Source organism: Citrobacter sp. Cpo040, assembly GCF_030332915.1.
GTDB lineage: Bacteria > Pseudomonadota > Gammaproteobacteria > Enterobacterales > Enterobacteriaceae > Citrobacter > Citrobacter portucalensis.
On the sequence record NZ_JAOWGX010000037.1, the window covers coordinates 64,522 to 90,415 of the forward strand.

Consider the following 25,894-nt stretch of genomic DNA (forward strand, 5'->3'; position numbering starts at 1 on the left):
GGTCTGCTCCTCCTCATAGAGAGCCGCCACTTGTGCGGCGGCTGCGGACATATCAGTTACCGGCCTCACTAATACGCTCGGCCTGCTGCAGGTTCTCTTTGGTGATAAGCGTTGGCGGGTAGTCAGCCCCGGTGATCGCCGTCTTCTCACGGACGTTATTCACCAACTGGCTCATGGCCGTTTTCACCGCAAAGCCAGGACGCTGATCCGCCGTCACTGCCAGCCAGCCGTCGCGCACACGCGCCAGTGCTTCCGGCACGGCATCGAAGCCCGTGACCAGAACTTCACCCGGTTTCAGTCCTTGTCCCTGTAACGCTTCAATCGCGCCCAACGCCATATCGTCGTTAGCGGAGAGGATCACCTGCGGACGCTTCGGCAAAGAAGGCAGAACGCTTTCGACAATGCGCATCCCTTCAGAACGCATCCAGTTACCGGTCTGATCAGCAACGATCTTGTACTTTTCACCACCCGCCTTCAGGCTGTCGCGAATGCCTTTAGTACGTTCAATGTTGGAGGAGGAGCCTGGCTGGCCGGTCAGCAGAATAATGTCTGCCCCGTCAGGGAATTTGGTTTTGACAAAGTCGCCAATCGCCTGGCCGCCTTTGTAGTTGTTCGCGCCGAAGTGCGGCACTTTTTTCTGGCTGTCAACGGAGCGGTCGAGGGTAACAACGGGCAGTTTCGCATCCTGAATTTCATCTACCGCGCTGGACACCGCGTTGACATCGTTTGGTGAAACAATAAAGCCCTGTGCACCACGAGTTATGGCGTTTTCCAGGTCAGCGACCTGTTTTGGCGAGCTACCCTGCCCGTCCAGGACCTGTAAATTCACGCCCATCTCTTTTGCGGCTTTCACCGCCGTGCGCTGCATGTGAACTTCAAATGGCATCGCCAGGTTTGGCGTACTGAAAACAATTTGCTCGTTTTCAGCAATGGCTGCCCCGGATGTCATGGCGATGAGGACAGCTAAGATCAGTTTTTTCATTATTATGTCTCTCTGTGTAGGGTAGGTTGTGGTGACAATCAGAGGAGAACTTCACGCTGGCTATGCAGTGACTCCAGCGCTTTATCCGCCAGATACAGCGCACGCTCGCCATCGTCCCCGCTGCAATCAGGGACCGCTTCGCCGCGCAGTACCGCAACAAAGTGTTCCCATTCCGCGGCATAGGCCGATTTATAACGCTGCAGGAAGAAATGTTCAGGTAACGCGCTGGTGCAGCCGGTCTTCGCGTAGTGCTGCACCTGATTTTCGAGAATGTTGCCCGCGCACAGCAGCCCTTCAGAGCCGTGCAGCTCAAGGCGCTGATCGTATCCGTAAGAAGAACGGCGGCTGTTGACGATGGTCGCCATCGCACCGGATGAATATTTCAGTACGATGAACGCGGTATCGATATCGCCCGCTTCGCCAATCGCCGGATCCACCAGATTGCTGCCCTGGGCATACACCGAAACCGGCTCTTCGCCCATGATAAAGCGCGCCATATCAAAATCGTGGATGGTCATATCGCGGAACATACCGCCGGACACACGCACGTATTCCGCAGGAGGCGGAGACGGGTCGCGGGAGATGATCAGCAGCGATTCCGGCTTTCCGATACGCCCGGCCAGTGCGTCAGTTTTCACACGGCGAAACTGTGGATCGAAGCGGCGGTTGAAACCGATAAACAACGGTACGTCGTACTCTTTGACCACTTTCAGGCAGTCGCGTACACGGGCCAGATCCAGGTGGACCGGCTTTTCACAGAAGATGGCTTTGCCGTGGCGGGCGGCCATTTCAATCAGATCCGCGTGGGTATCGGTCGCGGAGGCAATCAGCACGGCGTGAACGTTAGGGTCCGTCATCGCCTCATCCAGGCTTTGCAAACGAGTCTGGTACTGTGTGGCAAGACGGGTGGCAAATTCCTGATTCGGGTCGACGACGGACCAGAGGGTAGTGGCACTGTGACTGGCAATGTTAGCTGCATGTACCTGGCCAATTCGGCCAGCGCCCAGTAAAGCAATGTTAAACATAACGGCTCCCGGTGTTGGTGAATGCGATGAACTAACGACCCTTTAAATAAAACATTTATTTCATTTTTATAAATAGTGAAAATTATATTTTTGGGTGCAAGTTAACACTTTTGAGATGAGTGAGATAAAATTTGTTATCAATATCACAACATAACAACAGGAAAGATGCAGGAATTGGCCCCCTTCCGTTCAGGAAGGAGGCGATGGATGAAGAGAAAGGAAAAATGAAATGAAAATTTCGTTGTCGCAGGTTGCCGGATGACGGCGCTAGCGCCTTATCAGGCCAGAGGGGTGGAATCCGCTGTAGGCCGGATAAGCGCAGCGCCATCCGGCATTAATCGCTTTTAGTACTGACGTGCGTTTTTCACCTGCTCAAACGTCTGCTCAGCCGCTTTTCGCACCGACGGAGATTCTGCCACCTGCGCATCGCCAGTGCGCCACCAGGAGGCATAGTCGTGGGTCATGGTTTTCGGCAGGACTTTGATATCCAGCAGCACAGGCCCCGAATGCGCACGCGAGGCTTCCAGCGCCGCCAGCAGGCTTTGCTCGTCATGTACACGCCATGCCCGACAGCCGTAGCTTTCCGCGTTTTTAGCAAAATCGACCTTCACCAACGGCCCATCCAACCGTCCGGTTTGCGGATTACGGTGACGGTTTTCCGTACCGAAGCTCCCCATCCCATGCCCCATCTGAAGGTTGTTAATACACCCGAAGCTGGCGTTATCAAACAGCAGGATAGTGACTTTTATCCCCTCCTGGACGGCGGTTTGTAGTTCGGAATGCAGCATCATGTACGAGCCATCCCCCACCATGGCATATACCGGCTGCTGCGGCTTCGCCAGCCTGGCTCCAATAGCAGCCGCAATCTCATAGCCCATACAGGAGTAACCGTATTCCAGGTGATAGCTGTCCGGGGTTTTGACCTGCCAGATACGCTGTAAATCGCCAGGTAGCGATCCGGCGGCCCCTACGACGATAGCGTTATCTTCAATGTGCTGATTGATAAGCCCCAGCACCTTCGTCTGGGTCAACCGGGTGTTTAGCGTGTCGCCATATTCCGCCAGTTGAGCGTCAAGATGCCCAGCCACTTCGGGTTCGTCATCGGGACGCCAGTCGCGCTCCCATAAACGTTGGCACTCATCGCGCCAGGCCTCTTGCGCCTGCGCGACCTCCTTCCCCCAATCGCTGCGGTAGTCTTTCAGTGTTTCAGTTAATGCCGTAAGCCCGGTACGGGCGTCGGCGATAAGCGCAGTGGCATCAAGCTTCAGTGCGTCAAACTCCGCCACGTTCAGCAGCAGGAACTCAACCTCCGGATGAGAAAACAGCGCTTTCGAACCGGTGGTAAAGTCGGTGAGGCGCGTACCAATGCCGATCACCAGATCGGCTTGCGGTGCGAGCTGATTCGCTGCCATCCCGCCAGTCACCCCAATGCCTCCGAGGTTAAGTGGGTGGTCACTAACCAGCGCTCCCTTTCCGGCCTGAGTTTCGGCAAATGGCAGTTGCAGCGTTTCAACAAACGTACGAAACGCCTCATGCGCGCCGGAATATCGTACCCCGCCGCCGCATACCACCAGCGGACGGCGTTTGCGGGCAATCAGCGCCCGCGCCATCGCCAGACGCTGCGGGTCGGGTGGTCGACGTTCGATCAAATGAACGCGGCGCGCAAAGAAGCTCTGCGGATAGTCCCAGGCTTCCCCCTGCACATCCTGTGGCAGGCAAATAGTTACGGCACCAGTATCTGCGGGGTCAGTAAGCGTTCGCATCGCGTTTAGCATCGCGCTCATTAACTGCTCCGGTCGGTTAATCCGGTCCCAGTAACGCGAGACCGGGCGGAAGCAGTCGTTGGTACTGATGCCAAGGTCATGGTATTGCTCAATTTGCTGCAATACCGGGTCCGGCTGACGACTGGCGTAGACATCGCCAGGCAACAGCAGCAGCGGAATACGGTTCGCCGTCGCGGTTGCCGCTGCGGTGACCATGTTTGCCGCTCCCGGCCCAACCGATGACGTCACGGCAAAAATACGCTGGCGCCGATGCTGTTTGGCGAATCCGGTCGCCATGTGCGCAATTCCCTGCTCATTACATCCCTGCATCACCTGCAAATGACCGGGTGCCTGCTCCAGCGCCTGGCCAATGCCAAGCACGTTACCATGACCAAAGATGGTGGCGACGCCCTCGACAAAGGGCGTTTCCACGCCATCGACACAGATATATTGTTGATTAAGGAATTTGACCAGCGCCTGAGCCATGGTCATACGTTCGGTTTGCATAAACCCTCCTGTCAGCCCAGCGTTGGCATGGAGAACGCGGCCCCTGTGTCCTGCAGCATCTCCGGCCAGCGTGCGGTGACGGTTTTCATCCGGGTGTAGAAGCGCACGCCATCGTTACCATGAACGTTCAGCGCACCAAAAATGGACCGCTTCCAGCCGCCAAAACTGTGGAACGCCATCGGCACCGGAATAGGCACGTTTACGCCCACCATGCCCGCCTGCACTTCTTCACAGAAGCGACGCGCACAGCCGCCGTCACGTGTGAAAATTGCCGTGCCATTACCATATTCATGACGGTTAATCAGTTCCACCGCGCTGCTGTAATCTGCTACGCGCACCACAGAAAGCACCGGTCCAAAAATCTCTTCTTTATAGATGGTCATCTCCGGCGTGACGTTATCAAACAGGGTCGGCCCGACAAAATAACCCTGCTCATGGCCTTTAACGCTAAAACGTCGACCGTCCACGCGCAGGCTGGCCCCCTGCGATTCCCCACTGTCGATATAACCGAGCACTTTATTACGGTGTACCGAGGAGATAAGCGGCCCCATTTCATTTTCAGGTGTCTGATCAAGCCCCGGCCCGACACGCAACACCGCAATCTGTTTTTCCAGTCGCGAGCACAGCTCGTCTGCCGTTTTGTCTCCTACCGCCAGCACGACCGAAAGCGCCATGCAGCGTTCACCCGCCGCGCCGTAAGCGGCCCCCATAATGGCGTTGGTTGCCATATCCATGTCGGCATCCGGCATTAAAATGCAGTGATTTTTAGCGCCACCTAACGCCTGACAACGCTTACCGTGGGCCGATGCCGTCTGATAAATGTATTCCGCAATCGGCGTAGAGCCGACAAAGCTCACGGCCTGCACGCGCGGGTCAGTTAACAGCACGTCAACGGACTCTTTGTCCCCCTGCACGACGTTGAACACGCCGTCCGGCAATCCGGCTTCTTGCAGCAGTTTCGCCAGTGCCAGAGCGAGAGAAGGGTCTTTTTCTGAGGGTTTCAGCACGAAGGTATTCCCGGTTGCCAGCGCGATGGGGAACATCCACATCGGTACCATTGCCGGAAAGTTAAACGGCGTGATCCCGACGCAAACCCCGAGCGGTTGCATCAGCGAATGGCTATCGACGCCGGTACCTACGTTGGCTGAGTGTTCGCCCTTTTGCAGATGTGGGATGCCACAGGCAAACTCCACCACTTCCAGGCCGCGGGTCAGTTCACCAACTGCGTCAGAGAATACCTTGCCATGCTCTTCGCTGATGATGCGAGCCAGCCTCTCCATGTTTTCTTCCAACAGCGCCTTAAAGCGGAACATCACTCGCGCACGTTTTAACGGAGAATGGCGCGCCCACCCGGGGAATGCGTCGTGCGCTGCCGCAATGGCTTGCTCGGTTTCCTGTGTCGTACTCATCACCACCTGGCGGATCTTCTCGCCGGTGGCCGGGTTGAAGATTGCCTGAACGCGCTGGCCTGAACCGGTGACACATTCGCCGTGGATAAAATTCGCTACTGTCTCCATCCTTAACCTCTCGCTGTTGATACGTGACTGTTACCTGAACACTGTTATCTGTGTACTATATATGAAACAAACATTCCATTTTAAGTTGAAATAAAATAAATAATGATTAATGTGATCAAGGATGGGTTTTTATGTTAACAAGCGGAATCGCATGATTAGCGTGCACTGGCATAACGTTTCAGCGGACGACAAGCCTGAAGCTTTTGTTTCGTTTTTACAGCCAGATGAATGAGTGACATTTCAAAGACGCGGTTTTGCGTTTAGAATCATAAAACTATGTACCAGGAGGTAAAATGACAACAGCAACCAGCCTGAACGAGCTGCAGCAGCAAATCCGCGATCGCTACGATAGCCTGAGTAAGAGGCTGCAGCAGGTGTCCCGCTATGTGCTGGATAATACCAATAGCGTGGCCTTTGATACGGTTGCCGTCATTGCTGAACGTGCCGGAGTGCCGCCCTCTACGCTGATCCGCTTCGCCAACGCCTTTGACTTCACCGGCTTCAACGAAATGAAACAGCTGTTTCGTATGAACCTGGTAGAGGAAACCGCCAGCTACAGCGACCGCGCGCGCATGTTCCGTGAGATGGAAAGCGAAGCCGTACCGGAAACCCCGCTCGATATCCTGCAGGAGTTCGCCCGTTCGAATACCCAGGCGCTCCAGCAGCTGGCAGCCCGTGCCGAACCTGAAATGTTGGAACGCGCCGTACAATTGCTGGCAGAAGCCGACACCATTTACATCGCTGGTCTGCGTCGTTCGTTTAGCGTAGCGGCCTATCTCACCTACGCCCTGAGCCATCTTGAGTGTCGCCCTATTCTGCTCGACGGAATGGGCGGAATGCTGCGCGAGCAGATTAACCGCATCAAAGCGCACGATATTGTGGTGTCGATTAGCTTCTCGCCTTATGCGGAAGAAACCGTGATGGTCAGCGAAACTGCGGCCAATGCCGGCGCGCGCCAGATAGTGATTACCGACAGTCAGATAAGCCCGCTGGCCACGTTCAGCGATCTCTGCTTTGTGGTGAAAGAGGCGCAGGTTGACGCGTTTCGATCCCAGTCTGCGACGCTGTGCCTGGTGCAGTCGCTAGTGGTGGCGCTGGCTTACCGTCTGGGTGACGGGAGTAATGAACGCGGTCATTCTGTCGGGTGATGAGCACCGCAAAAATTGACGATCCGCTTTATTACATTCCCGCCAGCGTGACGTGAAACCGTGATGTCTGCCGTTACTTTTATGGTCGTTGAAAATATCGCCCTTATTCAGCGACCAGATAAAATACAATCCGTTATTACCATAAGCTACAATTATATTAATATTAGATAATCAACAATGCGCATGCTGACAATAATACGCAAAGGTTTACTATAGACCTGTCTTTTTTAAGCAGGAAAGTAAAATGAAAAATACAAAAGGGTTGATGATTATTGCCCTTGCTTTCACCCTGGCATCATGTGCTTCCATTCCTGAGAATATCAAAGGTAATAATCAACCCGATATCCAAAAAAACTTTATCTCCGTGCATAACCAGCCCGGTTTATATACCGGACAGCAGGCCCGCTTTGGCGGTAAAGTCATCAATGTGATTAACACCAAAAAAGATACGTTGCTGGAAATCGCCGTTTTGCCACTGAATGACTCTGCTAAGCCACAAATAGAAGCGAGCTATCAGGGACGTATTCTTGCCCAGCAGAAAGGTTTCCTCGATCCGGTAAACTACAGAAACCATTTCGTGACTATTTTGGGAACAATTCAAGGAGATGAGTCAGGATTCATCAACAAAGTCCCGTACAATTTTGTTAAAGTTGATTTACAAGGAATCCAGGTTTGGCATTTAACTGAGTCTGTCAACACCACCTATAACATGTGGGATTATGGTTACGGCGCATTCTGGCCTGAGCCGATGTGGGGAGCGCCTTACTACGCCAGTACAGTCACTCAGGTAACTCCGGAGCTAGTGAAATAATCCCAGAGGTAAGATGGCGTGACTATATTCCGGAGTCAGGTGTTGGCAAACAACCCTTCTCATCACCCCGCGTTTATCTTATTGCGCCATCCTGCTTCATGGGATCCTACGCTTAACATGCATTCTTCCTGTTACATATAATTTTTAACCGCTAATTCTTTAGCGAAGAAATGGGCTTTACCCTTCTCATGCCTGACCATCTTTTGTTATTTACCGACAACTCCCCCACCCTGCATGCAATAAAAGAACATTTGTGTTTACACATTATTCAGGGATTACTATGAACAGAAAATACTTACTGTTGATACCATTATTCTTTAGCAGCATCATCATCACCGCCTGCGATAATAAACCTGCAGTAAAAACAGCCATGGAGCCCGAGGTCGGCGTTGTTACCTTAGCGCCCTCCTCAGTAAATATTAAAAGTGAACTTCCGGGTCGCGCGCTTGCGTTCGAGATCGCCGAAATCCGCCCTCAGGTTGGTGGGATCATCATAAAACGCAACTTTGTTGAAGGCGATAAAGTCAGCAAAGGAGAATCACTGTATCAAATTGATCCTGCCCCGCTGCAGGCACGACTGGACTCAGCTAAAGGCGCGTTGGCAAAGGCACAGGCTACCGCCAATAATGTTCGTCTGACACTCAATCGGCAGTCAGCATTAATAAAATCTAATTACGTCAGCCGCCAGGACTATGACACGACGCGTTCACAGCTTAATGAAGCGCAAGCCAATGTTGCCGTCGCTAAAGCGGATCTTGAACAAGCCACCATCAATCTTCGATACGCCAATGTTACCTCGCCCATTGATGGCATTAGCGGCAAATCTTCCGTGACCGTGGGTGCCCTGGTTACTGCCAATCAGGAAAACGCGCTGGTCACCGTTCAGAGATTAGATCCGATTTATGTTGATTTAACCCAGTCAGTACAGGACTTCTTACGCCTGAAAGAAGAGAAAGCCAACGGCCAAATCGCCCAGCAACAAGGCAAAATTCCGGTTGAGCTGATGCTGGAAAACGGCAAGCCCTATCGCCATACCGGTACGCTTGAGTTTTCCGATCCCGCTGTTGATGAGACCACCGGTTCGGTAACCCTGCGCGCCGTATTTCCCAATCCTGAAGGTGAAATTTTACCCGGTATGTATGTCACGGCGTTGCTGGACGAAGGCAGTCAACAAAACGTGTTGATGGTCCCCCAGCAAGGAATTACGCATAACGAGCAAGGAAAAGCCACCGCGCTGATCCTTGACCAGGAGAACGTAGTGCAACTGCGTGAAATAGACGCAGTGAAGGCCGTTGGTAATCAATGGTTAGTGACCGCGGGATTACGTCCTGGCGATCGGGTCATTGTGTCCGGATTACAAAGAATTCGTCCGGGAATCAAAGCCCGGGTCCTCCCTTCAAAACTGAACACACCTGACACGGTAGCTGAACAGTAATATTTCAGGCATTAAGGACACTTTCTTCATGGCCAACTTTTTTATTGAGCGCCCGGTTTTCGCCTGGGTGCTCGCTATTATCATGATGTTTACGGGCGGTATCGCGATAATGAACCTGCCTGTCGCCCAATATCCACAAATTGCGCCCCCAACCATTACCATCAGCGCTGCCTACCCAGGGGCTGATGCAAAGACCGTTGAAGACTCCGTCACCCAGGTGATTGAACAGAATATGAATGGTCTTGATGGCCTGATGTATATGTCATCCACCAGCGATGCGGCAGGTAATGCCTCGATTATCCTGACCTTCAAAACGGGTACGTCACCCGATATTGCGCAGGTTCAGGTACAGAATAAACTGCAGCTGGCGATGCCTTCCTTGCCACAGGAAGTACAACAGCAAGGGATCAGCGTTGATAAATCCAGCAGCAATATCTTAATGGTCGCCGGTTTTATCTCTGATAATAACAGCCTGAGCCAATATGATATTGCCGACTATGTGGCCTCGAACATTAAAGATCCGCTAAGCCGCACTGCCGGGGTGGGGAGCGTACAGTTATTCGGTTCGCAATACGCCATGCGCATCTGGTTGGATCCACAAAAGCTCGACAAGTATAACCTCACTCCCGAGGACGTCATTACCCAACTCAAAGTGCAGAATAATCAGATATCTGGCGGGCAGTTGGGGGGCATGCCTCAGTCAGCCGATCAGCAGTTAAATGCGTCGATAATCGTCCAGACGCGTCTGCAAACAACCGATGAATTTGGCAAGATCTTCCTTAAAGTTCAGCAAGATGGTTCTCAGGTTCTGCTGCGCGATGTCGCGCGCATTGAGCTGGGTGCGGAAAATTATGCAACGGTTGCACGTTACAACGGCAAACCCGCCGCCGGGATTGCGATTAAACTTGCCGCTGGCGCCAATGCCCTGGCAACGTCCCAGGCGGTCAAGCAAGAGCTGAACAGATTATCGGCCTGGTTTCCGGCCAGTATGAAAACCGTTTATCCCTATGACACCACGCCGTTTATCGAGATTTCGATTCAGGGTGTTTTTCATACTTTGATCGAGGCAATCATTCTGGTATTCCTCGTCATGTATCTGTTTTTGCAGAGTTTCCGTGCGACGCTTATCCCCACTATCGCCGTTCCGGTGGTTATCCTCGGAACCTTTGCAATACTCGACGTTGCCGGTTTTTCGATTAACACGCTCACGATGTTTGGCATGGTGCTGGCGATAGGGCTGTTAGTCGATGATGCCATCGTGGTGGTTGAGAACGTAGAACGTATTATTGCTGAAGAGCACTTGTCTCCAAAAGCGGCAACGCATAAAGCAATGGGCCAGCTCCAGAGGGCGCTGGTTGGTATTGCCGTCGTGTTATCCGCCGTATTTATGCCGATGGCGTTTATGAGCGGGGCAACGGGTGAAATTTTCCGTCAGTTTTCCATCACCTTGATCTCCTCCATGCTGCTGTCGGTATTTGTGGCAATGAGCCTGACGCCTGCACTTTGCGCTATGTTGTTGAAATCCCACGAAGGAGAAAAGGCAAACACACATTTTCTGTTTACTCGTTTCAATCACTTCATGGAGAAATGCACCCATCACTACACGGACAGCACCCGTAGGCTGTTACGTTGCACCGGCCGTTATATGGTCGTCTATTTAGTCATTGGCGCTGGCATGATGGTGCTGTTTCTCCGTACTCCTACCTCCTTTTTGCCTGAAGAAGATCAGGGCGTATTCATGACCACGGCGCAATTACCTTCCGGTTCAACGATGGTAAACACCAGCAAAGTGCTTGGGGAAATAACGGATTACTATCTGACAAAAGAACAGAAAAATGTCGCGTCTGTTTTTACCGTTGGCGGATTTGGCTTCAGCGGACAGGGGCAAAATAACGGTCTGGCGTTTATCAGCCTGAAACCGTGGTCAGAACGTGTTGGCGAAGAAAACTCGGTTACCGCCATCATTCGCCGGGCAATGATGGCTTTAAGCACCATTAATAATGCCGTCGTTTATCCGTTCAATTTACCCGCAGTCGCGGAATTGGGTACCGCTTCAGGTTTTGATATGGAGCTGCTGGATAACGGTAATCTTGGGCATGAAAAAATGATGCAGGCCCGCAACCAGCTCCTGGCTTTGGCCAGCCAGTCACCCGATGAAGTTAACGGAGTGCGCCCAAATGGGCTGGAAGATACGCCGATGTTCCGCATTCACGTCAACGCCAAAAAGGCTGAAGCTATGGGCGTTGCGTTATCGGATATTAATCAGACCATCTCCACCGCGTTTGGTAGTCGCTATGTCAATGATTTCCTGAACCAAGGGCGCGTAAAAAAAGTGTATGTCCAGGCCGATACACCGTTCCGTATGTTGCCGGACAATATCAACCACTGGTACGTACGTAACGCCTCCGGTTCCATGACGCCGCTCTCCGCCTACTCATCCACCGAGTGGACCTACGGTTCTCCTCGCCTTGAACGCTACAACGGTCAACCAGCAATGGAAATTCTGGGCCAGCCGGTTGAAGGGAAAAGCAGCGGTGATGCGATGAAATTTATGGCATCGCTGATTAATAAACTGCCCGCAGGCGTCGGCTATGCCTGGACCGGTCTGTCTTATCAGGAGGCGCTATCCACAAACCAGGCACCAATGCTGTACGGCATTTCGCTGATCGTCGTGTTTCTGGCGCTGGCGGCACTGTATGAAAGCTGGTCGATCCCGTTCTCGGTGATGCTGGTTGTGCCAATCGGGGTGGTCGGCGCTTTGCTGGCTACCGATCTGCGTGGCCTGAGCAATGATGTTTATTTCCAGGTCGGCCTGCTCACCACCATGGGGCTGTCGGCTAAAAACGCCATTCTGATCGTCGAGTTTGCCGTCGAGATTATGCAGAAAGAAGGGAAAACGCCGCTTGAAGCTGCGGTGGAAGCCGCGCAAATGCGCTTGCGTCCTATTCTGATGACCTCACTGGCCTTCATCCTGGGGGTTATTCCGCTGGCAATAAGCGACGGCGCAGGCTCTGGTGCGCAAAATGCCGTCGGTACGGGGGTTATCGGTGGGATGCTGGCCGCGACGGTACTGGCAATCTATTTTGTTCCTGTGTTCTTTGTCCTCGTTGAAAATACGTTAGCGCGATTTAAAGCTCGACGCTGATCCCCTGCCCTATCCCTGGGTTTAGATTATTAAATTCCCAGGGATGGGGCTTCGTTTGTCAGGTCTACGGTTATTAGCGGGCACGGCTATCCAGCGAGTTTCTCGTGGATAGCAGGGTAAGCATTACGCGGATTTTTTGTAGGGAACAACTGATGGTAGGAACAGAGGTTGTCAATTCTAACTAAAGCCAGGCTATCAAAACGGTTAATCAATAGTGCAGACCGGAACCTTTCAGATTTACAGCCAGTTCACCCAGTTTAGTATTCGGATGCTGATGGCACATTTTAACCATTTTCGGTACAGCTTCCGTTTCCACCTCATGCAGGGGAACATAATCATCGCCTTTAAAGTCAGAATTTTTATTAACAATCACAAAGGCAATTGCCGTCTTGTATTGCTGACTCATATCAACAAATTCTTTACAGGTCATATCTTGTGGCGCAGCTTCCGTTGCCTGAGTAGCCAAAGCACTGGTCATTGGTGCCATAACAGAGGTCACAAGAATAGCCGCAGAAACCATCATTTTAATATTCACTATGCGCTCCAGAGTTAGCATTAATTTTTATCGGCGAGCTTATCAGTTTTAACCAGCGTCGCATTTCTACGCAGGCTGATAAAAGCTAAAGAACTAAAGATCATCTCGACACCAATAAAGATTGAGGTAAATACATACGATCTGTCGGGATCCATATTCAGCCATACGCCGGCAATAAGCAGGTCAAAAATACCAATGAAAATGTTCCATCCATAACCCGGACTACGGAACAGTTTGACCCCAGAGGCGATACGAAAAATCCCCCCCAGAATAAACAGGCAGCAAAATACCATTGCCAGTGAATTCATGCCTATCACAGGATTCACGAGGAAACAGTACCCCAGCAGTAACCACGCGATAGCAAAAAAGGCATAGGTAAATTTGGCTTTCAATTGCTTTTTACCTGAACTAAACAGGCTATAAATAGAATAGAAACCACATACCAGGAACATAAAACCGGTTGCATAGCTTAAATAAACACCTGCAGCAATCGGATAAATCAAGCAGCAGATGCCACAAATCAACATCAACACCGCCATAATCGTCGCGTGCTTTTTATAATGAACGAGTGTTTTTTCATTAAACGCTCTCAGGCTACGCTGATTAAAAACAAACATACATCCTCCGTTATATATAAACGCAATGTAACCTGTTGACACAAGAATTATTACTCACTCAACATATGTTACTTACAGTGGAATGATAAGACTTCCACTAAGGAAGCGTATATAAGAACAAGAGAATGTCGCTATGCGTATATTCCTACACATGTCAGACATCTGACACTTGTAGGATTAAACGGTCATTATTCTATCTTGGCTCTGATTCCTCTCTTTAACATTATTTAATATGCTTATTGCGTTTGGTGACATATACCAAATTTATTCAGGAGAAAGTAATGAAAAAGATTATTCTTGCGGGTGTGCTTGCAACCATGATGGGTTCAGCACCAGTGATGGCTGCTACTGCTACCACAACCACTCCGGCGCAAGCTGCTACCGCAAATGTACAAAAAGAAGCTGCCGATGTTATGCAGGTCGCAGTGCAAGGCGCAAATGCGATGCGTGATATTCAGCTTGCTCGTCTGGCCCTGTTTCATGGACAGCCTGACAGCGCTAAAAAATTAACCGATGACGCGGCTTCCCTGCTGGCAGGCGACAGCAAAGATTGGGCGAAATTTGTAAAAGCTGCGCCTAAAGCCAAGATGATTGACGATCAGTACGTGGTTATTAACGCTACGGTCGCGCTGTCAGAAGACTATATTGCGACTCCGGCCAAAGAATCCGCTATCAAAACAGCGAATGGCAAAATGGCCAAAGGCGACTGGAAAGGTGCAGTGGATACTCTGCAACTGGCTGGTATCAGCGTGCTTCAGACCCAATACCTGATGCCTCTGAATCAGACTCGTAAAGCCGTTGCCAGCGCGCAAAAACTGCTGACTTCCGGTAAATACTATGAAGCAAACCTTGTGTTAAAAGGCGCTGAAGATGGCATTGTGGTCGATAGCGAGATGATCGGCGCAGGCCAGTAGTACTCAGCACTACGGAGTGTTGAACCAGGACTTTCTCTCCTGATCGGGCAGCTACGGCTACCCGATCAGGGGGATTAATGGCTAATCAGACTGTCTATCTCAATCTCAATTTCCCGCATAACAGCAATAATCTTCTGCAATGCCTCCTCGCGTACTGCCAGAGGAAGATCGTCATGTCGTCTGGATTCGAAAGGTTCGCACAGGTTCTGTAGCGCAGTGATACCCAGAATTTGCGCCGAGCCATGCAACCGGTGAAGAGCTCGCAAAAACAGCTGAGGTTCATCTTGCAGAACGGCTTTCTCAGCCGCTTGTATATCATTCAGCGTTGCCTCGCGAAATGTCTCGAGAATCTCGTTCATCAGTGCGCGATCGCCGCCGGTATTTTCCGTCAACACATTGAATTTCAAATGCCGGATTGTACAAGGAGACGAATAACCGGTTTCGATTTTACTCAATTCATGGGTCAGTGTCTGAATCGACACAGGCTTGAACAGGCACAAGTTCATACCATTTTGCAGGCATCGATCGCGTGACTGTGGAAGTGCGCTGGCCGTCAGTCCCCATATTTGTAAATTCGGCTGTTGACGACGTAGCGAAGCCGCGAGATCAAACCCGTCTTTTTTCGGCATATTTACATCGGTTATCAGCAGATCGTACGATTTCTTCGCTAGTTTGGCTTCTGCTTCCTCCCCATCACACGCTTCATCCACGCTGTAGCCAATGGCATTCAACTGTCGCTTGAGCAGCAGGCGATTGGTTGGATTATCGTCAGCTATCAAAATAGACAGACACGGAAGCGGTAACAGAGTACCGGGCGCATCGCCATCCGATACAATCGACTGTCGAGCTGTTTCAACCGGCAGCGTTATGGTAAACGTAGTTCCTTGCAACGGGACGCTCATCAACTCCAGCGTCCCGCCCATCAACGTCACCAATTCTTTGCAGATAAATAACCCCAGTCCAGAACCGGTTTGTTGACGCCCGCAGCGTCCCTGAGCGTAACGCTGGAAGAGCCCCGCCTGCTCCTCTTCACTAATCCCGCAACCGGTGTCGCTAATGGCGATGGTCAGGGTACCGTGATTCTCCCCCTCAGGCATCAAACGGGCCGTCACATGAATGCTGCCCTGCTCGGTAAACTTCAACGCATTACCCACCAGGTTGGTGAGAATTTGCCGCAAAGCCTGCTGATCGACAAATACCCGCTCGTTCGCCGGCAACTGACTAACGCAGGCAAGCGTAATGCCTTTCTGTCTGGCTAAGGCATCGAAAGAGTGGCATTGCAATTCAATGAGCTGCGAGAGATCCGTCCATTGAGGAACTACCTGGTATTTACCAGACTCAATCTTATCCACATCCAGAATCTTACCGATCAGCCCAAGCAATGACTGGGCCGTCGCCCCGGTAAGGGCAATCGCCTCTTTTCGCTGTGCCGGGCTGAGTTCTGAACTCGACAGTAATTCCACAAAGCCAACAATCGAACTTACCGGAGTACGTAACTCATGGCTCATACTCGCCAGAAAGCGGCTTTTGGCCTTGGTTGCTTCAATCGCTTTATTCTTTTCGTTTTCCAGTTCTTGAGATAATGCTTCTTTGAGATGAAGCTGCTCTTCCAGTAGCCGCTGCGATTGTTTCCTTTTATTTACCTCACGGGAGAGTGAGATCCCCCAGATCAGGCTAATTGCTATCAGCAGCAGCGCGAATATCCCCAGTTGATAGAACTGTTTGCTATATCGACTCCAGAAATCGACCTGCGTATTGGAAATTTTCGACCACCTCTCCGTCATCTGCAAAATTTCACGTGGCGGTATGGCCTGAAGCGCTTTATCCATAACAGACTTCAACACCGGCTCGCGGGGAGAGATTGCAAAACTTACCGACGCACCAGGCATATCTGGAAGCCTAAAAAAGTGCATATTTTTCTGGTAGTAATGATCGACCATAAATCTTGCCGACAATTCGGTAGCGATTGCCGCATCAACGCTGCCCTCCTTGACCATGGCCATCGCAACACTGCCAGTATCCGCATTCACCCAGGTGGCCTGCGGATAGCGTTGCTTAAGCTCACTTTCCAGCACATGCCCGGCAGGCAAAGCAATGCGTATCGGCTTCTCCAGTAGCGATTCGGCGGTTTCCTCACGGGAAGTGATCATCACAAATGCCACATTCATCAGCGGATCGCTAAAGGCCGAATTGGGCGGGTTTTGATGAGTTAGCGTGATAGTGGGATACATATCCCACTGTTCGCCGCTTATTTGCTTTGTCTGCTCACTTTTAGAGCTAGCTAAAATGGGTTCAAAATCGAGCCCCGTTTGCAGATGAATAATATTCAGCAAATCACCAATAATACCGCGTAACTCACCACTGCGATCGACCAGCGTATAGGGCGAGTAATCTGGGTTGATTAAAATGCGGATAACATGCTTTTTCTTCAACCACGCTTTTTCCTGATCGGTGAAAGGAATAGGCGCATTCAGATAGGCAAGGTTGCCGCGGTTCAGCCAGTTCTGCATGACTTGCATATGAATTTCATTACTGATTGACGTAATGAAACCATCAAGAATATTTCTTAATACAGGCTGATCTTCGTTAACGACAAAATAATTATATTGTTCTTGCTTATCAAAGTAGTGCGTAATAACCAGTGATTGTGAGAAGTATCGAGAGATACAATGACTGCTGGTGATATTGTTACCAATATAATATTGGTTATCGCCATTCACTACCGACGCCATAGCCTGATACTCGTCGTCATAAAATGAGACTTTAGCCTCAGGAAAAGCCCCCTGGATAACATCGAGAAAAGGGCAATCCCGTACACACGCGACGCTAACCTGATGGTTCGAGGTCAGCGGCAGCAGAGTGTTTTTTAGCGATGTTACAAGCGTCGGCCACGTGGTCAGCAATGCCGAAGTGCGCAACAGATTTCCGCCAACATCCTGGCGTCGGGACAGTTGGGTTATCAGCGTATCAACATCGTTATTGGCGAGCGCGGCCAGCGCCTCTTGCTCATTATCATACTGCTTTATAATGATTTTTAGATTGAGGTTCTTTTGCATTAACGCAAGGTAATCCGCGTTGACGCCTCGATAATATTCACCGCTATTTTGATAAACAATGGGGGAGACTTCCGGTAACCAGGTGCCAACAACCAAGGTTTTTTTATGCGCTAACCAGTTTGTTTCTTCCCTGTTCAAGCCGATATTTTGCACTGAGGTATTATAGTTACTTTTTAGCTCAACTTGCCGAGCTGAGCTTACACCCGTAGACAACCCGATGGTAAAGATGACCATCAAAAAAATAAAAAAGCGTTCCAGCATTACTCTATCCTATTTTATTTCTCTGCGCATAATCATAAATTTCCATTAATGATGAACAATCTAATTTTTCCATCAACCGGCTTTTATAGGTACTTACCGTTTTATTACTGATATTCATTCTGCTGGCAATTGTGCTGTAATCCATGCCATTAAGGATATAACGCAATACTCTCATTTCCTGGTTCGACAACGTATCAAGCTTATCCTGCTCGCTGACGGATGAACCAGTAAAATGCTCAAGGGAAAAGGGAAAATAGCTATAGCCATTTTTTGCTGCTTCGATTGCGGCAAGAATATTATTCATACCTTCTTTTTTACTCACAAATCCGTTAGCACCGTATTCGGCGCTACGTTTGCCGTAAAAAAATTCATTTTTGGCTGAAATGATAATGATTACACCAGCATAGTGCCGCTTTCTCAGCTGCTCCAGCACTTCGATGCCACTGATACCCGGAATATCCACATCGATAATCAACAGCTCCGGTTTGGTTTTTTCAACGGTTTGAACCACTTGATCTCCACTGTCGAGTTCGGTGGTCACAGCGATACCATTGGTATCGAGTAAGTTGCGGATGGCAATGCGAGCCAATGGGTGATCGTCAACGATTATCGCGTTCATTGCGTATAAGAATCCCGATAAATAAAGAGAGGCGATGGCTATAGAGCAGATGAGTCTTCAATATTATGTTTTATAAACGCAAGACTTTAAGAGGAAAATTCTAGCATAGCCACGCGTATATTTTATTATTTTTTCATAATCCGAATGAATAAATCATAAAAATAACATTTCGATTTACAAAAATTAAACTTTAAACCTTTGTAAATCTCAAATCATTAACACAACGTAAAGGAAAATTCCTACACATGTAGGACAGGTCTTTCATTTATTAGGGGTCATTCTTAACAAAGCTATTAATATCAATAGGGTAGTAAGCATTAGAACCGTAAAAATACAAAAAATACCCCTCATCTGACGATCATTCCGTTAGGGTGGCATGGTGGAAAGCCGCTATCAAATAGCCGCTTACGTTGAACATTCCCATGCACATTTCTATGCCAGCAACTTTACATTACAAACAAATATTATTTTTCAATACGTTGCCTACGACCGTTTTTTGTTAATTTTATTTCTATATGAAATTATCCTACACTTGTCTTTATGCTTAAATAAAGCAGAAACAGCGCATTTTCAAATTTCCAGGTTACATCGATGCGCTGCTAAAAAAATAAGATAGAGAATTTTTCATACTTTCGGGTGATAACAATTTTACTAACCTGACTTTTGGAGAAACTGTAAATCCAGAGGGATCGTACACTGGCACAACCTGGCGGGAAGAAAAACCGGCCAACGTTAAAAGCATCACTTTCACATTCTAAGGAGAAAAATAGGTTACCAGAACAGCAAGTTACGCTTCTCTTCTGGTAGTAAGCAAAGCAATTGATTGATGGCGTATAGCAAAATGAATCAAATACGAGAATCATTAAACAATGTTGTATTCCCTGACACAATGCCTGACGTCTGGCCTTATCAATCCTGGTGTTCACCTGAAAATATTGATACCGATATTACATGGTATTCATTTACTGAGCTGGATTTGACGATCGAAGCCTGGCTGGGTAAAGACTCACTCATCCCGGTGAACAAAACCGTATGGGGTTTTGTGAACGAAAATGAACCATTAATCCAGATAGTTATCCACGAAGATATTGCATATATTGCAATTAATCACAGATTCTATTCATGGGTAATTATTGTTGCGGGAGCATACAACTTAAACATCAGTCTCGATCTTGCCTCCATATTTAAACACACAGCCTTAGCCGATACAGCACTATGCATTATAGCCAATCGCGTTGACATACATTCAGTAGAGGTATCTCTTAACACCGCCCGATCTTTTATGAACTTTGTTTTCTTTCATGAATTGGTTCATTTGATGTGTTGCCAGCATCAATACATCAAGATGAATGGCAACCAACTTCCGTATATCAGGACCATGGAGTTTATTGCCGACTTTCTTGCGTACGAACATTCACTCATGCCTGTAACTTACGAATATACCGTACAAAAAGACAACTGGGATCTGCAGATGAGTACCGCTCGATGCCTTGGCTTTGTCATCGCGTCCTATTTCATCATTAAGACGAAACAGATCAACAAGTTAAATCTATATCCATCCATAAATGAAAGAACCACCTTGTTGCTGAGTTATATATTATCGCCATCTTTAACGCGGAGTGAACGGGAGGGATTACTGCTAAAATATGAAGCCAGTGGAATAATGGATGCTTATATCCGGCGAGGAAAGCTAGGATTTAATATTGGCAATAATGATTCCCTCACCTCGACTGAATATTCTGCATGTCGTTGTAATTGCAGCAAATGCAGCGCATTCGCCAACGAGATATGTAACAAGGCCAAACCATTGAACAGCGAAGTATTAAACCATATGAGCATTTATACAGAATGCTTCCCTAAAAATAAGGTTTTTTACCCCTTTCCTGTTATAGATAAAAGAGATAACAAAACATCTCATTTTTGTAGTTTACAAAATCCTATACTGTTTTCCTTAGAGAAAACGATTAAAAGATCCTCTGCATTTCTATCAAACCGATTCCTGAGTTTCTACTAAGAGCCTAATGGGATAGGCTCTTAATCACTTATTTCCGTCATCCTTAATGTGGCTCTGGAACAGCAGAGCCACAAGAGAGAGACATTAATCAGGCTTTACTGGGCAACGCTCCCACTGCGTGCGAGCTTTTGACTGTCAGCGTAACGACAGCTGAGCACAACAGTGCAGCAATCATAAAGATAAAGGCGCTGTTATAGCTTCCGCCACTACTTTGGATAAGCCAGCCGATGATAGGCGCTGATACAACCCCCGCCATCTGGCCGCCAAAGTTAACAATACCGGATGCCCGCCCCATGATGTTGCTCGGGATCGTATCCATCAGAATGCCCCAGAACGTCGCCATGGCAAAGAACATGAACAGGGCTGAGACACACTGATAAACCACCGCCATATCTGCACTGCTCACGCTGAAAGTCAGATACAGGAATCCCGCGGCAATAACAGAGGTTACAACATACAGCGTTTTACGCTGGGGTTTGAATTTGTCTGAGCAATAACCGCCTAATAATGTTCCGCCTGCCCCGAACAGGAAGGGAATGGCTGCCATGACCCCGGTCTTTGCCAGAGAAAACTCTCGTACGGTAATCAGATAGCTTGGTAGCCAGGTTGAAAAACCCCAGAAGGTGATATCAAACAAAAACCAGATGCTGGCCATTTGCCAGAGCACCGGCATTTTGAGTACGTCTTTAAACGCGATAGCACTGGTGTTTTGCAGGCTCCCCTGATCGTCAGCAGCCAGCTCAGCCAGGTCTTGCTGCGTAATGGCAGGGTGATCTTTCGGGTTGTCACGTGTAAATAAGTAGATACCTGCCGCGATAAACAGACCGGGAATACCCAGCACGATAAAAACCATGTGCCAGCCAAATGCCCCGATGATGCTTGCCGCCACAACTACCGCCAGCGCTGGGCCTAAGGTGTTAACCGTTGACTGAATCGCCGTGGCGCGACCACGCTCTTTCGACGGGAAATAGGTTGATATCATCTTCCATGAGGCCGACGGGAAACATCCCTCACCGATACCAAAGAAGAATCGTACTGCTAACATCAGCGGCAGCGTCAGCACAGCGCCGGTTAAGCTGGTGAACACAGACCACCATGCAATACCAATGGCCATGATTTTGCGCGAGCCAAATTTATCCGCCAGTAATCCACCGGGAATTTGAAACGCAGCATAACCAATAAAAAAGGCGCTAATAATTAAACCTTGTTGAGTCGTATCAAGATTTAAATCTTTGCCAATATAAGGGAGCGAAACGCTCATCACCATTCTGTCGAGAAAAGAGAGCAGCCACGCCAGCCAGATCAGGGTCAGGACGGTATATCTTGCTTTCCAGGTCTTGGGTTTACCTGAAGGTAAAGACGTTTGTAGGTTCATTGTGATGTCCTTAGGGTGTAGTGATCTACCGCGGCCATAAATAGTCGCGATAGATCCATGCGTGTTTAGCGTTATTTATTAATATTGTTTTCTAATAACCGTACCGCTACAGGCATAACTTTCCGTGCCATTGATTAAGGCAATGCGCCCATTAACCATGACAATTTCAATCCCTTCCGGGTACTGATTGGGTTCCACAAAAGTACCTTTATCCGTAATTGTGTTCGGATCGAACATCACAATATCCGCTGCATAACCCACCTTCAGCAGTCCGCGATCCTGCAAACCCAATACTTCAGCAGGTTTTCCCGTCATCTTGCGGATTGCCGCTTCCCAGCTCAGACATCCCTCTTCACGGACATATTTACCGAGTACGCGAGGGAATGCGCCAAACACGCGCGGGTGCGGTTTGCCAGCCCCCATTAAGCCGTCGGTACAGACGTTTTGCTCAGGTCGACAGAGAAACTTAATCACGTGCTCTTCGGTACCGTAGAAGTCGACCATCCCCACGGCGTTTTCCTCTTCAAAGAGCAGATCGAAGGTGGCGTTGTACGGATCTTTTCCGCGCAGCTCGCCCAACTGGACGAGGTTCAAACCGACAGCATCCTGATTTTTTGCCGTTTTTACGCTGGTGACAAAAATCTGGTCCAAACCGGCAAAATCGATAAAGTTATCCCAGCCAGGAATACCCTGCTGAATATCATCAATCATTTTGGCGCGCAGTTCGGGCGAGGCGAGACGCTCAAGTAATTTGTCCGTACCACCGGAGTGAACCCAGGGCGGTAGGATCACGCCAAGCATCGTACTGCCCGCCACATACGGATACTGGTCGAAAGAGATACGAATTCCCTCTTCCTGCGCCTGTTCCAGCATGCCCAGCATCTGGTCGATCAGCCCCCAGTTTTTCTTGCCGCAAACCTTCATATGCGAAATATGTAGCCAGACGCCGGTGGCTTTGGCGATATCAATCAGTTCCTGGGTTGAGTTGATAATATCGTCAGCTTCACTGCGCTGATGCACCACAAAGATCCCGTCATATTTCGCAGTGACCTTACACAGTTCAATCATTTCGGCAGTATCACCAAAGGCGCAAGGCATATAGATAAGTCCAGTGGAAAGTCCAAATGCCCCAGCCTTTAGCTCCCGCTCAAGGACTTCACACATCTTCGCCACGTCTTCACGGGTTGAAGGACGCCCATCCAGACCCATCGCTTCCATGCGCACGTTGCCATGAGGAACTAAATACGCGAGGTTTGTCGCCGGATGACGTGATGCCAGCAGATTGAGATAACCGTCTGTATTTTTATACTTCCAGTCAATTTTGTCGGTGTCACCGTCCAGTCCGGCGATATTTTTACGCCAGGCTGGAATATATTCTTCAGGTAGCGGTGCTAAGGCGACGCCGTCCTGGCCCAACAGTTCGGTGGTGATACCCTGACGAATTTTTGCTGACAGCGCGGGGTTAATAATGGCCGACAGGTCAGAGTGCGTATGGGTATCAATAAAGCCAGGGCAAATAATTTTTCCTGTTGCATCAATTACCTGTTCATTGATGCCAACTTCAATTTGACCGATTTCGACAATACGTCCTTCATCAACCATCACATCGGCAATTCTGCCTTCACTGCCTGTCCCATCGATTACATTTCCGTTTTTGAAAATGGTTTTCATCGTTATTCTCCATGGCGGTGCTGCTGAGCGACACCGCCTGTAAGGTAAGAGGTGGTTATCTTTATTTTTATTGGCGATAGAGTGTCTGGATGATGCTGTAATAGCCGCTGGCCGAGCCGGTTAACTGATCGATCTCGATATACTCATCAATGGTGTGTGCCAGGTTTTCTCGTGAAGGACCGAAGCCGATGGTTTTGATTCCCGCTTCGCCCGCATAGTGGCTACCGTTGGTACAAAATGAGTACTGCGTAATGGTTGGATTAAAGCCAGCCTCGCGAACGCCCGCCAACGCTGCCTGCACGAATTCGTCTGACTCGTCGTACACCCAGCCAGGGAAGAAACGCTCTCCCTCAATCGTGGCGCCGGTATAGCAAGACTCCTGACCCACCGCGTAGGACACTCGGGCCTTAAACTGCGGACCCTGAGCAATAAGTTCGGCAAGCGCATTTTCCAGCGGAGCAATCACGCTTTCTTTGGTTTCACCCACCAGCAAACGGCGATCGTAGGTTGCGCGACAGTAATCCGGTACCACCGAGGCTCCCGGGTACGGCGAAGATTTAATGTCGGTCAGTTCCAGAATGCCAGGCCCCAGAACCGGATGCGTCGGCGGCGTGATCGTGCGAATTTTGTCGATCAATTGCGCCATTTTGTACACCGCGTTAATCCCCGCCTGTGGGTTAGCGGAGTGCGCGGGCTTACCAAAGGTTTCGACCACAATCTCAGCACGGCCACGCTGACCAATTTTCAGGTTTAACTCGGAAGCTTCACCGATGATCACGTAGTCTGGCTTATAGCGCTCGCTGACCAGGCGGGCAGCAATACCTTCAAAACACTCTTCGTGCACAATGCACGCAACGTAGATTTTCCCGGCAAAATTTCGCTGATTGTCCTGACCGAAAAAGCCCACGGCGGAGATCATCGCCGCCACGGCGCCTTTCATGTCTGTTGTGCCGCGACCATAAATTTTGCCATCTTCAATATCGCCGCCGTATGGATTGCGGGACCACTTCTCTTCGTTCACCGGCACGGTATCGATATGTCCATCGAGAACCAGCGTTTTCCCCGGCTGGGTGCCGACAATGCCGCCAACAATGTTGCCGTACTTATCAACGTGGATGTCATCGAATTGGTAATGCTGCATCATTGTTTTTATGGCATTAACCACTTCCCCTTCCTGACCGGAATAACTTTTTTGTTGGATCAGCGCCTGACAGTTTTTAATGACTTCTTCAATGCGGTTTGCAGATAACATGGGTTTCTCCGTTATATCTCTCAATCAGGGAATTATTTGTTGATGCCCGGGTACTGACCGCCCCAGACAATATCCAGATATTGTTGCGGGTCGGTATCCCCTTCGGTGCTGACTAACAACACACGAGAGTGCGCATCCAACCCCAGTTGCTCACGCGTTTGCGCCAGTTCAGGCGAGGTCATCAACAGCGCCAGCAGACCGGTAGTAACCGCACCTGACTCACCCGAAATAATCTGTGGATCGCCTGCCAGCGGGTTGCCCAACATGCGCATGCCCAACGCTGCAACTTCATCAGGACAGGAGGCAAATGCGTTGGCATAATCGCGCAGCAGTTTCCAGCCGATACTGTTCGCCTCACCGCAGGCGAGACCGGCCATCACGGTTTGTAAATCACCGCCCACCGCAATGGCATCTCCCTCTTTCGAACGGGCTGAGCGGTAGAGGCAATCGGCAATTAACGCTTCGGCGACGATCACTTTCGGGCGATTCTCCCCCCAGGCTGCCGTCACCATTCCCTGAACCATTCCGGCAAACGAGCCGACGCCTGCCTGCACAAAAATGTGCGTCGGCGCAACCTGATGCAGCTGATCTATCGCCTCCAGCATTAGCGTGCCGTAGCCCTGCATAATCCACTGCGGGATCTTTTCGTATCCTTCCCACGCGGTATCCTGCACCACAATCCAGCCATACTTTTCGGCCTGTTCTGCGGTCATACGAACCGCATCGTCATAGTTCATATCGACGATCTCAGCGGTAGCGCCTTCGTTACGAATAGAGGTCAGACGTTGCTGCGAAGAGCCCTTCGGCATATACACCACGGCGTTTTGCTTCAGTTGGCGCGCCATCCATGCCACGCCGCGACCGTGGTTGCCATCAGTAGTGGTGGCAAACGTGACGGTTTGCAGATCGTGGCGTACCTCTTCGCTGGTCATCACGTCAAACGGCAGTTCGCTGATATCCTTACCAACTAATTCAGCGATATGGCACGCCATCGCATAGGAGCCACCCAGCGCTTTAAAGGCTTTCAGGCCAAAACGCTGAGATTCATCTTTGAGGTAGATATTTTTTACGCCCAGTTTTTGTGAAAGCGCCGGTAGCGTATACAGCGGCGTCGGCGCGTAACCCGGAATAGACCGATGAAAATTCAACGCTTTTACCAGTTCCTGGCGGCTAAACGGTGCCAACGGCGCGTTCGGATGTTCGGTAAACGGTGTCTGGTTAATAAAAAATGATAAGTTTTCCTGCAT

18 protein-coding genes are annotated in these 25,894 nt (G+C 49.7%); 6 read left to right on the forward strand and 12 right to left on the reverse strand.

Annotated features, from left to right (window positions below; genetic code table 11):
* Positions 1-52: 52 nt before the first annotated feature.
* The 4 genes from OGX86_RS18895 to OGX86_RS18910 form a co-directional block, all read right to left on the reverse strand.
* Positions 53-982 carry a sugar ABC transporter substrate-binding protein gene (locus OGX86_RS18895; protein ID WP_003839787.1) on the reverse strand — a complete coding sequence of 310 codons (930 nt, stop codon included), beginning with the start codon at positions 980-982 and terminating at the stop codon, positions 53-55.
* 38 nt (positions 983-1,020) lie between these two features.
* Positions 1,021-2,007: an inositol 2-dehydrogenase gene (gene iolG, locus OGX86_RS18900; protein ID WP_286640380.1), complete on the reverse strand. Its 987-nt coding sequence runs from the start codon at positions 2,005-2,007 to the stop codon at positions 1,021-1,023.
* Positions 2,008-2,351: 344 nt separating this feature from the next.
* Complete coding sequence (iolD, locus tag OGX86_RS18905; RefSeq protein ID WP_020996282.1) at positions 2,352-4,277, reverse strand: 3D-(3,5/4)-trihydroxycyclohexane-1,2-dione acylhydrolase (decyclizing); 1,926 nt, start codon at positions 4,275-4,277, stop codon at positions 2,352-2,354.
* A gap of 11 nt (positions 4,278-4,288) precedes the next feature.
* Entirely contained in the window at positions 4,289-5,794 is a 1,506-nt protein-coding gene (locus tag OGX86_RS18910; RefSeq protein ID WP_286640382.1) for a CoA-acylating methylmalonate-semialdehyde dehydrogenase, read from the reverse strand.
* Between the two features lie 293 nt (positions 5,795-6,087).
* On the opposite strand from OGX86_RS18910, the gene OGX86_RS18915 reads away from it, so the two are divergent.
* From OGX86_RS18915 to OGX86_RS18930, 4 genes are all read left to right on the forward strand, one after another.
* A complete protein-coding gene (locus OGX86_RS18915) occupies positions 6,088-6,942 on the forward strand; it encodes a MurR/RpiR family transcriptional regulator (protein WP_048225153.1) in 855 nt (284 codons plus the stop codon).
* Between the two features lie 244 nt (positions 6,943-7,186).
* Positions 7,187-7,753 (forward strand): Slp family lipoprotein, encoded by a 567-nt coding sequence (locus OGX86_RS18920; RefSeq protein WP_286640385.1) that lies wholly within the window; start codon positions 7,187-7,189, stop codon positions 7,751-7,753.
* A gap of 280 nt (positions 7,754-8,033) precedes the next feature.
* Positions 8,034-9,188 carry an efflux RND transporter periplasmic adaptor subunit gene (locus tag OGX86_RS18925; RefSeq protein WP_286640386.1) on the forward strand — a complete coding sequence of 385 codons (1,155 nt, stop codon included), beginning with the start codon at positions 8,034-8,036 and terminating at the stop codon, positions 9,186-9,188.
* A gap of 28 nt (positions 9,189-9,216) precedes the next feature.
* On the forward strand, positions 9,217-12,333 hold the full coding sequence (locus tag OGX86_RS18930; protein ID WP_286640387.1) for an efflux RND transporter permease subunit: 3,117 nt from the start codon (positions 9,217-9,219) through the stop codon (positions 12,331-12,333).
* Between the two features lie 208 nt (positions 12,334-12,541).
* Here the strand turns inward: OGX86_RS18930 and OGX86_RS18935 are convergent, their stop codons facing one another.
* Together OGX86_RS18935 and OGX86_RS18940 are read right to left on the reverse strand one after the other, a co-directional pair.
* Positions 12,542-12,889, reverse strand: coding sequence for an HdeA/HdeB family chaperone (locus OGX86_RS18935; RefSeq protein WP_060683356.1), 348 nt, complete (start codon positions 12,887-12,889; stop codon positions 12,542-12,544).
* Entirely contained in the window at positions 12,889-13,485 is a 597-nt protein-coding gene (locus OGX86_RS18940; protein WP_003826082.1) for a DUF308 domain-containing protein, read from the reverse strand. Before OGX86_RS18940 ends, OGX86_RS18935 begins: the two co-directional genes overlap by 1 nt.
* 281 nt (positions 13,486-13,766) lie before the next feature.
* On the opposite strand from OGX86_RS18940, the gene OGX86_RS18945 reads away from it, so the two are divergent.
* Positions 13,767-14,399, forward strand: coding sequence for a YfdX family protein (locus OGX86_RS18945; RefSeq protein WP_003826081.1), 633 nt, complete (start codon positions 13,767-13,769; stop codon positions 14,397-14,399).
* A gap of 74 nt (positions 14,400-14,473) precedes the next feature.
* On the opposite strand, the gene OGX86_RS18950 is transcribed toward OGX86_RS18945, so the two are convergent.
* Positions 14,474-17,716, reverse strand: coding sequence for an ATP-binding protein (locus OGX86_RS18950; protein ID WP_286640392.1), 3,243 nt, complete (start codon positions 17,714-17,716; stop codon positions 14,474-14,476).
* Between the two features lie 4 nt (positions 17,717-17,720).
* On the reverse strand, positions 17,721-18,335 hold the full coding sequence (gene evgA / locus OGX86_RS18955; RefSeq protein WP_048225165.1) for an acid-sensing system DNA-binding response regulator EvgA: 615 nt from the start codon (positions 18,333-18,335) through the stop codon (positions 17,721-17,723).
* Between the two features lie 841 nt (positions 18,336-19,176).
* Between evgA and OGX86_RS18960 the strand changes: the two genes are divergently transcribed.
* The gene (locus tag OGX86_RS18960) at positions 19,177-20,349 is read left to right on the forward strand and encodes a hypothetical protein (RefSeq protein WP_131820860.1); all 1,173 of its coding nucleotides are present in this window, start codon (positions 19,177-19,179) and stop codon (positions 20,347-20,349) included.
* Between the two features lie 88 nt (positions 20,350-20,437).
* Here OGX86_RS18960 and OGX86_RS18965 read toward each other — a convergent pair whose 3' ends face one another.
* The 4 genes from OGX86_RS18965 to dpaL form a co-directional block, all read right to left on the reverse strand.
* Complete coding sequence (locus OGX86_RS18965) at positions 20,438-21,724, reverse strand: MFS transporter (protein ID WP_003826074.1); 1,287 nt, start codon at positions 21,722-21,724, stop codon at positions 20,438-20,440.
* Positions 21,725-21,802: 78 nt separating this feature from the next.
* Entirely contained in the window at positions 21,803-23,395 is a 1,593-nt protein-coding gene (locus tag OGX86_RS18970; RefSeq protein WP_008785573.1) for an N-acyl-D-amino-acid deacylase family protein, read from the reverse strand.
* 67 nt (positions 23,396-23,462) lie between these two features.
* Positions 23,463-24,647, reverse strand: coding sequence for a YgeY family selenium metabolism-linked hydrolase (locus OGX86_RS18975; protein WP_286640395.1), 1,185 nt, complete (start codon positions 24,645-24,647; stop codon positions 23,463-23,465).
* Positions 24,648-24,679: 32 nt separating this feature from the next.
* Complete coding sequence (dpaL, locus tag OGX86_RS18980) at positions 24,680-25,894, reverse strand: diaminopropionate ammonia-lyase (RefSeq protein WP_020996285.1); 1,215 nt, start codon at positions 25,892-25,894, stop codon at positions 24,680-24,682.

Bases quoted from the DNA above. Each gene is read 5' to 3' on its own strand.
- OGX86_RS18895 (WP_003839787.1), bottom strand. From the start codon at position 982: ATGAAAAAACTGATCTTAGCTGTCCTCATCGCCATGACATCCGGGGCA.
- iolG (WP_286640380.1), bottom strand. From the start codon at position 2,007: ATGTTTAACATTGCTTTACTGGGCGCTGGCCGAATTGGCCAGGTACAT.
- iolD (WP_020996282.1), bottom strand. From the start codon at position 4,277: ATGCAAACCGAACGTATGACCATGGCTCAGGCGCTGGTCAAATTCCTT.
- OGX86_RS18910 (WP_286640382.1), bottom strand. From the start codon at position 5,794: ATGGAGACAGTAGCGAATTTTATCCACGGCGAATGTGTCACCGGTTCA.
- OGX86_RS18915 (WP_048225153.1), top strand. From the start codon at position 6,088: ATGACAACAGCAACCAGCCTGAACGAGCTGCAGCAGCAAATCCGCGAT.
- OGX86_RS18920 (WP_286640385.1), top strand. From the start codon at position 7,187: ATGAAAAATACAAAAGGGTTGATGATTATTGCCCTTGCTTTCACCCTG.
- OGX86_RS18925 (WP_286640386.1), top strand. From the start codon at position 8,034: ATGAACAGAAAATACTTACTGTTGATACCATTATTCTTTAGCAGCATC.
- OGX86_RS18930 (WP_286640387.1), top strand. From the start codon at position 9,217: ATGGCCAACTTTTTTATTGAGCGCCCGGTTTTCGCCTGGGTGCTCGCT.
- OGX86_RS18935 (WP_060683356.1), bottom strand. From the start codon at position 12,889: ATGCTAACTCTGGAGCGCATAGTGAATATTAAAATGATGGTTTCTGCG.
- OGX86_RS18940 (WP_003826082.1), bottom strand. From the start codon at position 13,485: ATGTTTGTTTTTAATCAGCGTAGCCTGAGAGCGTTTAATGAAAAAACA.
- OGX86_RS18945 (WP_003826081.1), top strand. From the start codon at position 13,767: ATGAAAAAGATTATTCTTGCGGGTGTGCTTGCAACCATGATGGGTTCA.
- OGX86_RS18950 (WP_286640392.1), bottom strand. From the start codon at position 17,716: ATGCTGGAACGCTTTTTTATTTTTTTGATGGTCATCTTTACCATCGGG.
- evgA (WP_048225165.1), bottom strand. From the start codon at position 18,335: ATGAACGCGATAATCGTTGACGATCACCCATTGGCTCGCATTGCCATC.
- OGX86_RS18960 (WP_131820860.1), top strand. From the start codon at position 19,177: ATGAATCAAATACGAGAATCATTAAACAATGTTGTATTCCCTGACACA.
- OGX86_RS18965 (WP_003826074.1), bottom strand. From the start codon at position 21,724: ATGAACCTACAAACGTCTTTACCTTCAGGTAAACCCAAGACCTGGAAA.
- OGX86_RS18970 (WP_008785573.1), bottom strand. From the start codon at position 23,395: ATGAAAACCATTTTCAAAAACGGAAATGTAATCGATGGGACAGGCAGT.
- OGX86_RS18975 (WP_286640395.1), bottom strand. From the start codon at position 24,647: ATGTTATCTGCAAACCGCATTGAAGAAGTCATTAAAAACTGTCAGGCG.
- dpaL (WP_020996285.1), bottom strand. From the start codon at position 25,894: ATGCAGGAAAACTTATCATTTTTTATTAACCAGACACCGTTTACCGAA.